The sequence below is a fragment of the Leifsonia sp. KNZ13-11D genome (assembly GCF_056754895.1).
In genome coordinates, this window is the sequence record NZ_JBPGWU010000001.1 from 2,270,281 (window position 1) to 2,284,238 (window position 13,958).

Here is a 13,958-nt window from a genome sequence, read left to right on the forward strand (position 1 = left end):
CTTCTCGTCGTATCGTGGCGGATGTCGGGGACTGACGAGAAGGAGAACGCATGGAGAAGATCACGCTCGGCACCGAGAAGCTCGAGGTGTCGCGCCTGGGCCTGGGCTGCATGGGGATGTCGGCCTTCTACACCGGCGCCGGCGCGGACGAGGAGGGCTCGATCCAGACCATCCACCGGGCCATCGATCTCGGCGTGACGTTCTTCGACACCGCCGAGATCTACGGCCCGTACACCAACGAGGAACTGCTGGCGAAGGCGCTCACCGGCGGCCGGCGGGACCGGGTCGTGATCGCGACGAAGTTCGGCACCATCCTGCACCGCCAGGACGACGAGCGCGGGCTCGACGGCTCACCGGAGAACGTCCGGCTCTCGGTGGAGGGCTCGCTGCGCCGGCTGCAGACCGACCACATCGACCTGTACTACCAGCACCGGATGGACCCGGGCACACCGATCGAGGACACGGTGGGTGCGCTGAAGGAGCTCATCGAGGAGGGCAAGATCCGCCACTACGGACTGTCGGAGGCGGCGCCCGAGACGATCAAGCGCGCCGACGACGTGCACCCGGTGACGGCGGTCCAGACCGAGTACTCGCTCTGGACGCGCGACCCGGAGTCCGCCGTGCTGCCCACCGTGCGCGAGCTCGGGATCGGCTTCGTGCCGTACTCCCCGCTGGGCCGCGGCTTCCTGACCGGCACCATCCGGTCGCTCGACCAGCTGTCCGAGGACGATTTCCGCCGCTTCAACCCGCGCTTCGAGGGCGACAACCTGGAGGCGAACATCCGCATCGTCGAGCAGGTGGACGAGGTGGCGCGCGAGGTCGGCGCGAAGCCCGGCCAGGTGGCGCTCGCGTGGCTGCTGTCGAAGGGCGACGACATCGCACCGATCCCCGGCACGACGAAGGTCGCCAACCTGGAGGAGAACGTCGCTGCGGTCGACCTCGACCTCACGCCCGAGCAGCTGGCGCGGCTCGACGCCGTCGCGGCGCCCGTCGGCGACCGCTACGCCGACATGTCCCCCCTCAACCGCTGACGCGCGCGCCGCGGGCTGCGGCCCGCGCGCAACGAGGGGTCGCAACACGCCGTCATCGCTCGCCGACAACGGCGTGTTGCGACCCCTCGACGCTCAGGCGCGGCGCTTCTTGGCGGCGGCGGCCTCGTCGGCGGCCGCGGAGTCGTCGTCCGGCAGCGGGCGCGCGATAGGCACGCGGCTGCCCAGTACCTGGGCGACGAGGTCGCGTGCGATCTTCTGCGGCGTGAGCCCCGCATCCTCGAGGATCTGCTCGCGCGTGGCGTGGTCGATGAACGCGTCGGGCAGGCCCAGCTCGTCGACGGCCGTGTCGATGCCGGCCTCGCGCAGATCCTGGCGGACGCGCGTGCCGATGCCGCCGACACGGATGCCGTCCTCGATCGTCACGACGATGCGGTGCTCCGCTGCGAGCGACAGGATGCTCTTCGGCACCGGGACGACCCACCGCGGGTCGACCACGGTGGCGCCGATGCCCTGGGCGGTCAGCCGGTCGGCGACCTTGAGCCCGAGGTCGGCCATCGGGCCGACCGTGACGAGCAGGACGTCCTTGCGCTCGCCTTCGCGGAGCACGTCCACGCCGTCGTCGAGCCGGCGCACCGCCTCGATGTCGGGCTGCACCGATCCCTTGGGGAAGCGCAGGACCGTGGGCGCGTCGTCGACCGCGACGGCCTCCCCCAGCTCCTCCCGGAACCGGGTGCCGTCTCGCGGAGCAGCGAGGCGGATGTTCGGGACGACCTGCAGGATGGCGAGGTCCCAGATGCCGTGGTGGCTCGGCCCGTCCGGCCCGGTCACTCCTGCCCGGTCGAGGACGAACGTCACGCCCGCCCTGTGGAGCCCGACATCCATCAGCACCTGGTCGAACGCACGGTTCATGAAGGTGGCGTAGATCGCGACGACGGGATGCAGTCCGCCGAAAGCGAGACCGGCCGCGCTGGTGACCGCGTGCTGCTCGGCGATGCCGACGTCGTGCACGCGGTCGGGGAAGCGCTCGGCGAACTTGTGCAGGCCGGTGGGCCGCAGCATGGCGGCGGTGATGCCGACGATCCTCGGGTCCTTCTCGGCCAACCGGACGATCTCGTCGGCGAACACCCCCGTCCAGGAGGGCTTGCTCGACCCCGCCATGGACTCGCCGGTCTCCGGGTCGATCTGGCCGACGGAATGGAACTGGTCGGCGGCGTCGCGCAGGGCCGGCTCGTAGCCGCGTCCCTTCTGGGTGATGGCGTGGACGATGACCGGCGCCCCGTAGTTCTTCGCCTGCTCGAGCGCCTCCTCCATGGCCTGGATGTCGTGGCCGTGGATCGGTCCGATGTACTTGATGTCGAGGTTCGAGTAGAGCGCCTCGTTGTTCGTGAACCGGCTGAGGAAGCCGTGCAGGCCGCCGCGCACGCCGCGATAGAACGACCGGCCCGGACTGCCCAGCTTGTCGAAGGCCTTCCGCGAGGTCAGGTACAGGTTGCGGTAGCCGCGCCGGGTGCGCACCGTGTTGAGGAAGCGCGCCATGCCGCCGATCGTCGGCGCGTACGAGCGGCCGTTGTCGTTGACGACGATGATCAGCTTGCGGTTGTTGTCGTCGGAGATGTTGTTGAGCGCCTCCCACGTCATCCCGCCCGTGAGGGCGCCGTCGCCGACCACCGCGATCACGTGGCGGTCCTGCTGGCCGGTCAGCTCGAACGCCCGGGAGATGCCGTCGGCCCACGACAGCGAGGACGACGCGTGCGAGCTCTCGACGATGTCGTGCTCCGACTCGGACCGCTGCGGGTACCCGGCGAGGCCGCCGCGCTGGCGCAGCTGCGAGAAGTCCTGACGCCCGGTGAGCAGCTTGTGCACGTACGACTGGTGGCCGGTGTCGAAGACGATGGCATCCCGCGGGGATTCGAAAACGCGGTGGATCGCGATGGTCGTCTCTACGACACCCAAGTTCGGTCCGAGGTGTCCGCCGGTCTTCGCCACATTGGCGACCAGGAACGCGCGCACTTCGGCCGCGAGCTGGACGAGTTCCCGCTCGGTCAGCCGATCGAGGTCGCGCGGACCCTGAATGGTCTCGAGGATGCCCATGCGTTCGAGTCTAGGCGCGCCTTCGTCAAGAGAGGCTCGGAACCGGCGGTTCCGAGCCTCCCCTTGACAGCGGCCTGCTTACACCAGGCTCCGCAGTACGTACTGGAGGATGCCGCCGTTGCGGTAGTAGTCCGCCTCTCCGGGGGTGTCGATGCGGACCACCGCGTCGAACTCGACCGGCTGCTTGCCCTCCGGGGAGTGCTCGCTCGGTGCGGCCACCACGTGCACGGTCTTCGGCGTCGTGCCCTCGTTGAGCTGCTCGAGGCCCGTGATCGAGAAGACCTCGGTGCCGTCGAGGCCCAGCGAGTCGGCCGACTCGCCGGCCGGGAACTGCAGCGGCACGACGCCCATGCCGATGAGGTTCGAGCGGTGGATGCGCTCGAAGCTCTCGGTGATCACCGCGCGGACGCCGAGGAGGCTGGTGCCCTTCGCCGCCCAGTCGCGCGACGAGCCGGAGCCGTACTCCTTGCCGCCGAGGATGACGAGCGGGGTGCCCTGCGCCTGGTAGTTCTGCGACGCGTCGTAGATGAACGACTGCGGGGCGTCCGGCTTCGTGAAGTCGCGGGTGTAGCCGCCCTCGACGCCGTCCAGGAGCTGGTTCCGCAGGCGGATGTTCGCGAACGTTCCACGGATCATCACCTCGTGGTTGCCGCGGCGGGAGCCGTACGAATTGAAGTCCTTGCGGTCGATGCCGTGCTCGGTGAGGTACTGGCCGGCCGGGCTGTCCGCCTTGATGGAGCCGGCGGGCGAGATGTGGTCGGTGGTGACCGAGTCGCCCAGCTTGGCGAGCACCCGCGCGTCCACGATGTCGGTGACCGGCGTCGTGTCGAGCGTCATGCCCTCGAAGTACGGGGGCTTCCTCACGTAGGTCGACTTCTCGTCCCACTCGAAGACCGAGCCGGTCGGGGTCGGCAGCGACTTCCAGCGCTCGTCGCCCTCGAAGACGGACGCGTACTGGTGGACGAACATCCCCTCGTTGATCGACGAGTCGATGGTCTGCTGCACCTCGGCGGCGTCGGGCCAGATGTCCTTGAGGAAGACGTCGTTTCCGTCGGCGTCCGTGCCGAGCGCGTCCACCTCGAAGTCGAAGTTCATCGAGCCGGCGAGGGCGTACGCGATGACCAGCGGCGGGCTCGCCAGGTAGTTCATCTTGACGTCGGGGTTGATGCGGCCCTCGAAGTTGCGGTTGCCCGAGAGCACCGCGGTGACGGCGAGGTCGTTGTCGTTGACCGCCTGCGAGATCTCCTCGGGCAGCGGGCCCGAGTTGCCGATGCAGGTGGTGCAGCCGTAGCCGACCGTGTAGAAGCCGAGCGCCTCCAGATCCTTCGTCAGGCCCGCCTTCTCGTAGTAGTCGGTGACGACCTTGGAGCCCGGCGCGAGCGTGGTCTTCACCCACGGCTTTGCCTTCAGGCCTTTCTTCGCCGCGTTCCGGGCGAGCAGGCCCGCCGCGAGCATGACCGAGGGGTTGGAGGTGTTGGTGCACGACGTGATCGCCGCGATGGCGACGGCGCCGTGGTCGAGGACGAAGTCCTCGCCGTTCTCCGACAGGCGCACCGGGGTCGGATTGGAGGCGATCTTCGGGGCGTGGCTGTGGTGGCTGTGCTGGTGGGTGCTGTGCGCATCCTCCGGCTGGAGCTCGCCCGGGTCGGACGCCGGGAACGACTCGGAGATGGTCAGGTCGACGAGGTCGTGCGAGACGTCCGCGTAGTCCACCAGGTCCTTCTCGAACTGGTCCTTGGCGTGGCTCAGCTCGATGCGGTCCTGCGGGCGCTTCGGCCCGGCGATCGACGGGACGACGGTGGAGAGGTCGAGTTCGAGGTACTCGCTGAAGACCGGCTCCACCGCGGGGTCGTGCCACAGGCTCTGCGCCTTGGAGTACTCCTCGACCAGCTTCACCTGCTCCTCGCTGCGGCCGGTGAGGCGCAGATAGTCGAGGGTGACGTCGTCGATCGGGAACATCGCGGCGGTCGAGCCGAACTCCGGGCTCATGTTGCCGATGGTGGCGCGGTTCGCGAGCGGGACCTCGGCGACACCGGCGCCGTAGAACTCGACGAACTTGCCGACCACACCGTGCTTGCGCAGCATCTGCGTGATGGTGAGCACGACATCCGTCGCCGTCACACCGGTCGGGATGGCGCCGGTCAGCTTGAAGCCGACGACCTTGGGGATCAGCATGGAGACGGGCTGGCCGAGCATGGCCGCCTCGGCCTCGATGCCGCCGACGCCCCAGCCGAGCACGCCGAGGCCGTTGACCATGGTGGTGTGCGAGTCGGTGCCGACGCAGGTGTCGGGGTAGGCGAGCAGCTCGCCGTCGACCTCACGGGTCATGGTGACGCGCGCCAGGTATTCGATGTTGACCTGGTGGACGATGCCGGTGCCCGGCGGGACGACCTTGAAGTCGTCGAAGGCGGTCTGGCCCCAGCGGAGGAACTGGTACCGCTCGCCGTTGCGCTCGTACTCCAGGTCGGTGTTGCGCTCGAGCGCGTCCGGCTGGCCGAACAGGTCGGCGATGACCGAGTGGTCGATGACCATCTCGGCCGGGGCGAGCGGGTTGATCTTCTTCGGGTCGCCGCCGAGGGCGGAGACCGCCTCGCGCATGGTGGCGAGGTCGACGATGCAGGGCACACCGGTGAAGTCCTGCATGATGACCCGGGCCGGCGTGTACTGGATCTCCGTGTCCGGCTCGGCCGCCGGGTCCCAGCCGCCGATGGCGCGGATGTGGTCGGCGGTGATGTTCGCGCCGTCCTCCGTGCGGAGCAGGTTCTCGAGCAGCACCTTGAGGCTGAACGGGAGGCGCTCGTGCCCCTCGACGGTGTCGATCCCGAAGATCGTGTAGTCCCTCGACCCGACCGTCAGGGTCCTCTTCGCACCGAAGCTGCCGTGTCCTGAGTTCTCGGTTGCCGTCACAATGCCCTCTCCTTCGTCGGCAGGCGATGTTCACGCACGCCTCGTCCATCTTCGTCGTCCGTCGAAGCGCCTTTCCAGCAAGGTAAGCCTAAACCCGGCTGACGGAAAGTATCTTGACGTCGAGATAAATCTAGCACGTTCACAGCCGGTCGAAGACCAGGGATCGCCGCTTCGCGAAGCGGTAGAACAGCTCGACGCCGGCCGCCCCCACGGCGCCCACCGCGACACCCCAGGCGAGGGCCGCATCCAGCTGCAGGTGCATCTCGAAGAACGACGCCGTGAACGGGATGACGCACACCAGCACGAAGGCGGCGGCGACCGCCGCGAGCAGAACCCAGCGGATTCCGGTCAGCGGTCTCGTGAGCACGCACAGGATCCAGAGCGACACGCAGAACAGCGCAACCGTCGTCACGCTCCGCGCCTCGTGCAGCGGGATGCTGCGGTACAGCGGCGCGTACGCGACGACCGCCGTCAGCCCGGCGATCAGTCCGGTCGGCACGGAGTACCGCAGCACGCGACCGAGCACGCCCGGTGTGTAAATGCGCTTGTTCGGTGCGAGCGCGAGGAAGAACGACGGGATGCCGATCGCCAGGGAGGAGACGAGCGTCAGCTGGCGCGGAAGGAACGGGAACGGCCAGAGCAGCACCGCACTGAGCAGCGCGAGCAGGATGCCGTAGGTCGTCTTCGCCAGGAAGATGTTGGACACGCGCTCGACGTTGGCGATCACGCGCCGGCCCGAGGAGAGCACGTCCGGCAGGCGGTCGAACCGGTCGTCGAGGAGCACCACCTTGGAGACCGCCTTGGTCGCGGCCGTGCCGGTGCCCATCGCGATGCCCAGATCCGCATCCTTGACGGCCATCGCGTCGTTGACGCCGTCGCCCGTCATGGCGACGGTGCGACCGCGTTCCTGGAGCAGCCGGACGGCCGTGCGCTTCTGGTCCGGGCTCACGCGCCCCAGCACGCCGGCACGGTCCAGCGCGTCGGCGAGGGCGTCGTCCGTCGTCAGCGTCGACGCGTCGACCGTGTCGCCCTCGAGCTGCAGCTCCTTCGCGATCGCGGCGACGGTGACGGGGTTGTCGCCGGACATGACGACCACCCGCACGGCCTGCTCGCGGAAGTAGCCGAGCGTGTCCCGGGCTTCCGGCCGCAACGTCTCGGCGAGCAGCACCAGCAGGGCCGGCTCGACCCGGGTGCCCGCGAGCGGGACGTGCAGCTCGGTCGGCAGCGGGTCGAGGGCCCGGGCCAGCGCGAGCGTCCGCAGCCCGGTCGCGGCGAGCGCCGTCGCCCGGGCCAGCTCCCCGGGGTGCCCGTCGAGCACCCGCTCGGGCGCGCCCAGCACCCACGATGTCTCCGCGCCGTCCACGGTCATGACCAGAGCGCTGTACTTCGTCGCCGAGCTGAACGGGATGCGGCGGTCCACCCGGAACCGGTCGCTGCGGAACCGCGACCCGAGGATGCCGGAGGTCGCGTTTCCCGCTTCGTCCGATCCGAAGGCGGCGAGCGCCGTCTCGGCGAGAGCGACGTCGTCGGCGTCGCCGAGCGCCTCCGTGCCGTGCAACGACAGCTCGCCCGTCGTCAGCGTCCCGGTCTTGTCGAGGCAGAGCACGTCGACGCGGGCCAGCACCTCCACCGCGGCGAGCTCCTGCACGAGGACCTTGCGCGTCGCCAGCTGGATGGCAGCGACCCCGAACGCGAGGCTGGTCAGCAGCACCAGGCCCTCCGGGATCATCCCGACGACCGCCGCGACCGCGTCCACCAGCGCCCGGCGCCAGTGGTCGTCGGTGAACAGGTGCTGGAAACCGCCGTACGTCAGCACGCGGCCGATCAGGGTGATGAGGATGAGCGGGCCGAGGATCCACGAGAGGTAGACCAGGATGCGGTTGGTCGCCTCCCGGAGCTCCGACCGCACCAGCGAGTGCTTGCGGATCTCGCTGGTCAGCCGGCTGGCGTAGGAGTCGGCGCCGACCGCGGTCACCACCGCGAGCCCGGTGCCCGTCACCACGTGCGATCCGGACAGCAGCGGCGCGTCCTCGTCCTTGAACATCGGGTCGGATTCGCCGGTCAGCATCGACTCGTCGAGCGACAGCCCCGTGCTCTCGACGACCACCGCGTCCGCCGGCACCTGATCCCCCGGCCGCAGGACCAGGAGGTCGTCGAGCACCACGTCCTCGAGCGGAACGGTCACGACCTCGCCGTCGCGCCGCACCCGGCTGTGCGGGGCGGCCAGCAGGGCGGCGCGGTCGAGCACGCGCTTGGCGCGGTACTCCTGCACGATCCCGATCAGGGCGTTGACGACGACGATGCCGAAGAAGAACCCGTCGCGCAGGTCTCCCAGAAGGAGCACGGCCACGAAGCATGCGGTGAGGATGCCGTTGAACAGCGTGAAGATGTTCTCGCGCAGGATGTCGCCCAGCGAGCGCGAGCTGGGCTGCGTCTGGGTGTTGACACGACCGTCGGCGACGCGCTGGGCGACCTGGGCGGCAGTCAGCCCCTCCCGCGTGCCCGCCTCCAGCATCCGGCCCCCTCCGTCGCCCTGAACTCAGTCGATGGTTCTACTTGCTAGGACGCACATCGGCGGCCGTTCGTGACGGCTTCTGCGGGAACTGCCCCTTGACCACGAACCAGGTGACCAGCAGCAACGGCGCGTACAGCGGGACGCCCATCAGCAGCTTCGTCAGCGCCAGGGCGCTCGTCGCCGCGTCGGTGTGGGCGAGGTACAGCGGCACCTGAACCAGCAGGCGGGCCGCGAACAGCAGGAACCACAGGAAGGTCAGCGCCTGCATGACCCGGAACGTGCGCTTGTCGCGGCGCCAGGCGACGCCGTCGCCCATCAGATAGCCGGCCGCCAGCCCGATGATCGGCCAGCGGATGAGCATCGAGATCAGGATGCCGGCCGCATAGGCCGCGTTCGTCCAGATGCCGAGCAGGAAGTTGTCCTCGCCGCGGCCCGTGATGAGCGCGAGGATCGCGGAGATGCCGACACCGATCAGCCCGGCCATCGCCTGCGTGACCGGGGTCTTGCCGATCACGCGGACGATGGTGAACACGACGGCGACGGCCACCGAGGACACGATCGACACCGGCACGTTCTGCGTGAACGTGAAGAGGATGAGGAAGACCAGCCCTGGGAGGATGGTCTCGCAGAGTCCACGGACCCCGCCCAGGGCGCCGAGGAGAGCGGCGCCCGTCGACGTGTCCGTGTCGGCCAGCTGCCCGAGACCGGAGCGGCGCGCGGCCGCGGCGATGCTGTCGCTCAGCGCGGGCGCGGGCGCGGCCTTCGGCGCATCCTCTGCCGCTCCGTCCGGTTCGGGCGTCGGACGGTCCTGATCGGTCATTGTGGTGCCTTTAAAGAGAGGAGTAGTCGTTTTCGGTGCCGGTCGTGGGCGCGGCCGGCATCCGGAGCGGGATGAGGTCGCGCGGCGGCATCGGGACCGAGCCCCGCACGACGACGATGCTGCGGAAGAGGTCCTCGACGAGCGCGGCGGCCTCGGGCTGAACCGCCGCATCGCCGGCGATGACCCCGCGGAGGAACCAGCGCGGGCCGTCCACGCCCACGAAGCGGGCGACGCGGGTCTCGACCGGGCCGCCGGGCGCGGCGGCGACGGGGATCTCGGCGACGAGCTCCGGACCGAAGGCGCCATCGCGCTCGGTCACGCGCCCGCCCTGCCGCTGGATCTGGGCGGTGATCTGCTCGCGGATCTCGTGCCAGAGGCCGGTGGAGCGCGGCGCGGCGAACGGCTGGACCTGCAGGGTCGAGTTCGCGTAGTCGAGGCCGACGGCGACGACGCGCTGCGTCTCCTCCTCCACCTCGAGGCGCAGGTGCAGTCCCTCGCGCGGGAGGATCTTCACCCCTCCCAGGTCGACGTACGGGCGGACCGGGTTCGCCTCGCTCTCGTCGAGCGGCCCCTCGGTCGCACGGTCCTCAGGAGCGGACTTCTCGAACTCCAGGGCGTCGCCCTGCTGCTCGAGCTCTGCGCCCTCGTCGGACCCGCGCGGGGTGTCGCTGATGTCGCTCACGCGTGTTCTCCTGCCTCGGTCACGGTGTACCCGGACGAGCCGAAGCCCGCTGTGCCGCGCTGGCTGTCCGGGAGGGTGTCGACGGGGATGAACCGGGCTCGCGTGACCGGCATGACGATCAGCTGGGCGATCCGGTCGCCGACGGCGATATCGTACGGCATCGATCTGTCCGTGTTCAGCAGGGTGACCTTGATCTCGCCGCGGTACCCCGCATCCACCGTGCCCGGTGCGTTGACGATCGTGAGGCCGTGGCGCATGGCCAGTCCACTGCGCGGGACGACGAAGGCGGCGTACCCGTCGGGCAGGGCGATGGACACGCCGGTCGGCATCGTGAAGCGCTCCCCGGGGCCCAGCACGACGGCCTCGGCGGCGCACAAGTCGGCGCCCGCGTCGCCCGGGTGTGCATACGCAGGAGGGAACGAAGCGATGATCGGGACGTCGACGGTATCGGTCACGTGTCGAGGGTAGTGCAGAAGTCTGATCGAATAGAGGCCATGGACCTGTACCGAGAGCGGCTCTGGGCGACGCCCTGGCTGTTCATCTCCACCCTGCTCGTCATCCCCGCGATCATGCTCGTCTTCGCGCCGATCAACTTCACGGTCGGCGTCGTGCTGGCGATCGTCGTCTACGTCGCGTGGGCGATCTTCCTCGTCACCACGGCCCCGACCATCCGGGTCACCGAGGACGAACTCGTCGCCGGCTCCGCGCGCATCCCGCTCGGCCTCATCGGCGCCCCGACGGCGTACCGCGGCGAGGAGGCGACGCAGGAGCGCGGGCGCCGCCTGGACGCGCGCGCGTGGCTGCTGATCCGCGGCTGGATCAAGCCGGTCGTGAAGGTGCCGGTGCTGGATGCGGACGACCCGGCCCCCTACTGGCTGCTCTCGACAAGAAACCCGGACCAGCTGGTCCGGGTTCTCGGTGAGGCTCGACCCGCCTCCTAGGCGGCGCCGTCTGGGTGCGTGCGCGTCAGGCGGCGCACTCCACGCAGATCGGACCGAGCTTCGTCTCGTGGTCGATCTGCGACCGGTGCTTCACCAGGAAGCAGTTCACACAGGTGAACTCGTCCGCCTGGGGAGGCAGCACGACGACGTCGAGGTCGAGGTCGGAGAGGTCGGCACCGGGCAGCTCGTACCCACCCGGGTTGTCGGCGTCCTCGACGTCGACGACACCCGACATCTTGTCCGGGACACGCTCCTTGAGGGCCTCGATCGACTCGGAGTCGTCCTCGGTCTTCCGCGGTGCGTCGTAATCCGTTGCCATGCCCATCCACTTCTCGTCATAACGGCCGATTCTCGCAATCGGCGGCCATAGTTTGCATCAATCACCCCTGAATAGCAAAACCACTCCAGGGGGCTCTCAGCGATTGCTCGGTGTGCAACTTCCGGCACGCCCGCGGTATTCCCCGGAATGCCTTCCGTCGCGTGCGATCCTGAGGCCGTACGAACGAGCTCGGAAGGCAGTCCACATGCAGGATCTGAAGGTCATCGGGGTCGAGAACGGCGCGCTGGTCGCCGTCGGCGACGACGGTGAGCGTTTCCGCATCGCCGTCGACGAAGCATTGCAGTCGAAAGTGCGGCAGGTGCGCCAGGAGACGCCCGCCGACGCCCCCAAGCTGTCACCCCGCGAGGTGCAGGCCCACATCCGCTCGGGCATGTCCGCGGAGGACGTCGCGGCGGTCACCGGGGCGCCGCTGGAGTACGTGCAGCGCTTCGAGGGGCCGATCATCGCCGAGCGCGAGCACATCGTCGCCAGCGCCCTCAGCGTCCCGGTGCACACCAGCGACGCGGTCGACCCGCTGGGCGAGGCCGAGACGTTCGGCTCGGTCATCCGCGACCGGCTGGCATCCCTCGGAGTGGCCGGCGAGCGCTGGGCGAGCTGGAAGGACAGCGAGACCGGCTGGATCGTGAAGCTCGAGTTCACGGCCGACACCATCGACCACGACGCCCGGTGGTCCTACGACGCGCGCAAGCACGCCCTGGCGCCGCTCAACTCGGAGGCGACCACGCTCTCGCAGGCGGGCGAACTGCGCGGCGGAGCGCTCATCCCCCGCCTCCGTGCCGTGCTGCCGCACGAGGGCGAGCCGGACAACTCCCGCTTCGACAGCGGAGCCTTCACGTTCCCGGCGCCCTCCGCCGACCTGCTCGGGCCGGAGATCACGGCGCCCATCGAGCCGCTGACGCCGAGCCGCGCGCCAGGCGCCAACAACTCCATCCAGGTCTCCGCCATCAAGCGCGCCGACGAGGGCGCCCCGCGCGACCTGCACCAGACCGCCGACCTGCTGGAGGCGCTGCGGCGCCGCCGGGGCGAGCGCGAGGCCGCGACCTACGAGGACCGCACGCCGGCTCCGCAACGCCCGCTGGCCTCCGACCCGGCGCCCGTGCCCACGCCGACGCCCGCGGCCACGCCGACGCCTGCTCCCTCGCCGTTCCGTGTGGTGGATGAGCGCGTCGCCGAGCGGCCGCCGGTCGCCGAGCAGCCGCCCCTCCCCCTCGACGTGCCGCCACCAGCCGGCAGCAACGACTCCGGCCCGCAGCCGTCCGGTCGCAGGAAGGGCCGCACCGCGATGCCGAGCTGGGACGAGATCGTCTTCGGCGCGCGCACCGACGACGACCTCGCCTGACCCCTTCGCCGAAGTGCACCTTGTTGTGCACCCTGTCGGCGTGTCGCACGCAACGACGTGCACTTCAGCGCCAGGACGTGCGGGTTACGCGGCCGCGCCGAAGCGCAAGAGGGGCACGCGCGTCTCCTCCGGGGTGATCGAGCCGTGCTGGCCGACCATATTGCGGCCGGTGCGCAGCGGGTCACGGCCGTCGTAGTAGGCGATACGCTTGCGCGCGGCGACCAGCACATCCCCGATACGCGGAGTCACCTCGGGGGCGACCTCGGATCCGAACCAGCCCGCCTCCACGGCTTCGGCGCGTGTCGCCACCCAGGAGCGGTCGCCCTCGGCGTCGCGCCAGCGCTCCGCCAGCTCCATCGCCGAGACACCGGGGGCCGTGTAGAGGTGCAGCACGCGGGGCTCGCCCGCCACGTCGGCCACGCCGTCGAGCAGTTCGGGGGCGGTGTCGTAGAGGATGTGCCCGCTCTCGGGCACATCGACCACACCGTGGTCCGCGGTGAGCAGAGCCGCACGGCCGGGGCCGAGCCGGCGGGCGAACGCGGCGACCAGCGCATCCAGCGTCTCGAGGGTGGCCGTCCAGTCGCTCGACTCCCAGCCGCGGGCGTGCGCCAGCTGGTCGAGTTCGGCGACGTAGAGGTAGGTCAGCCCGGGGCCCGGCGAGGCGACGATCTCGGCGGCGGCGTCGAACCGACCGGCAAGCGACGAGACTCCGATGAACTCCGCGCCACGCAGTACCGCCTCGGTGAACCCGGACGCGGCGAACTTCGGCAGCCCGATCGCGCGAGCGCGCACGCCCTCGTCGGCCGCGCGCTCGAAGACGGTCCGCGACCGCTGCCAGGTGGCCGGATCCATCCGTGCGTCCCAGCCCGAGAGCTGGTTGGTCAGGCGGCCGGCGCCATCCCGCACCCGATAGCCGACCAGGCCGTGCTCGCCGGGCGCCGTGCCCGTCGTCAACGTAGCCAACGCAGCGGCCGTGGTGGTGGGGAACCCGGCGTCGATCGTCGTCGACTTCCCGAGCATCGGCGCCAGCGTGCGCGCGTGACCGGATCGCGCCCGCAGGGCGGCGGCGCCCAGACCGTCGACCAGGATCACCACGACGTGATCGAGGCGCGGCAGGTCGAGGTCGTTCCGTTCACCGCGCACTGCCGCGAGCGAACTCGGCAGAACCGTGGCGAGGCTCGCTCGCGTGGTGAAGGCGGCCGGTAGCATGGGGGGCATCCGGCCCAGTCTGGCACAGGCATCACGGCGCCGGCCGAGCCACCCCCGCTCCCCGGGCACGCGCTTCCCGAGCCCGTGCTCACCCTGAGCCCCGACCTGCACAGAATGCACGA

General features: G+C 70.1%; 11 protein-coding genes. 3 read left to right on the plus strand and 8 right to left on the minus strand.

Annotation, left to right across the window (positions count from 1 at the left end; all coding sequences use genetic code 11):
• Positions 1-50 precede the first annotated feature (50 nt).
• Positions 51-1,031, plus strand: coding sequence for an aldo/keto reductase (locus tag ACR9Y5_RS11365; protein ID WP_481298055.1), 981 nt, complete (start codon positions 51-53; stop codon positions 1,029-1,031).
• 93 nt (positions 1,032-1,124) lie between these two features.
• Here ACR9Y5_RS11365 and dxs read toward each other — a convergent pair whose 3' ends face one another.
• The 6 genes from dxs to dut form a co-directional block, all read right to left on the minus strand.
• Positions 1,125-3,083: a 1-deoxy-D-xylulose-5-phosphate synthase gene (gene dxs, locus ACR9Y5_RS11370; protein ID WP_481298056.1), complete on the minus strand. Its 1,959-nt coding sequence runs from the start codon at positions 3,081-3,083 to the stop codon at positions 1,125-1,127.
• A gap of 78 nt (positions 3,084-3,161) precedes the next feature.
• A complete protein-coding gene (acnA, locus tag ACR9Y5_RS11375) occupies positions 3,162-5,990 on the minus strand; it encodes an aconitate hydratase AcnA (protein WP_481298057.1) in 2,829 nt (942 codons plus the stop codon).
• 139 nt (positions 5,991-6,129) lie between these two features.
• Positions 6,130-8,505: an HAD-IC family P-type ATPase gene (locus ACR9Y5_RS11380; RefSeq protein WP_481298058.1), complete on the minus strand. Its 2,376-nt coding sequence runs from the start codon at positions 8,503-8,505 to the stop codon at positions 6,130-6,132.
• A 37-nt stretch (positions 8,506-8,542) separates the two neighbouring features.
• Entirely contained in the window at positions 8,543-9,325 is a 783-nt protein-coding gene (locus ACR9Y5_RS11385; protein WP_481298059.1) for a DUF3159 domain-containing protein, read from the minus strand.
• 10 nt (positions 9,326-9,335) lie between these two features.
• Positions 9,336-9,938 (minus strand): DUF3710 domain-containing protein, encoded by a 603-nt coding sequence (locus ACR9Y5_RS11390; protein ID WP_481299562.1) that lies wholly within the window; start codon positions 9,936-9,938, stop codon positions 9,336-9,338.
• A 65-nt stretch (positions 9,939-10,003) separates the two neighbouring features.
• Positions 10,004-10,462 (minus strand): dUTP diphosphatase, encoded by a 459-nt coding sequence (gene dut, locus ACR9Y5_RS11395; RefSeq protein WP_310129703.1) that lies wholly within the window; start codon positions 10,460-10,462, stop codon positions 10,004-10,006.
• 39 nt (positions 10,463-10,501) lie between these two features.
• Here dut and ACR9Y5_RS11400 point away from each other — a divergent pair, with 39 nt between their 5' ends.
• Positions 10,502-10,948, plus strand: coding sequence for a DUF3093 domain-containing protein (locus tag ACR9Y5_RS11400; protein ID WP_481298060.1), 447 nt, complete (start codon positions 10,502-10,504; stop codon positions 10,946-10,948).
• Positions 10,949-10,973: 25 nt separating this feature from the next.
• Here the strand turns inward: ACR9Y5_RS11400 and ACR9Y5_RS11405 are convergent, their stop codons facing one another.
• Positions 10,974-11,267 (minus strand): DUF4193 domain-containing protein, encoded by a 294-nt coding sequence (locus ACR9Y5_RS11405; protein WP_026307201.1) that lies wholly within the window; start codon positions 11,265-11,267, stop codon positions 10,974-10,976.
• A 205-nt stretch (positions 11,268-11,472) separates the two neighbouring features.
• Between ACR9Y5_RS11405 and sepH the strand changes: the two genes are divergently transcribed.
• Positions 11,473-12,627 (plus strand): septation protein SepH, encoded by a 1,155-nt coding sequence (gene sepH, locus ACR9Y5_RS11410; RefSeq protein ID WP_481298061.1) that lies wholly within the window; start codon positions 11,473-11,475, stop codon positions 12,625-12,627.
• Between the two features lie 84 nt (positions 12,628-12,711).
• Here the strand turns inward: sepH and ACR9Y5_RS11415 are convergent, their stop codons facing one another.
• Positions 12,712-13,845, minus strand: a complete 1,134-nt coding sequence (locus ACR9Y5_RS11415) for an alkaline phosphatase family protein (protein WP_481298062.1) — start codon at positions 13,843-13,845, stop codon at positions 12,712-12,714.
• Between the last annotated feature and the right edge of the window lie 113 nt (positions 13,846-13,958).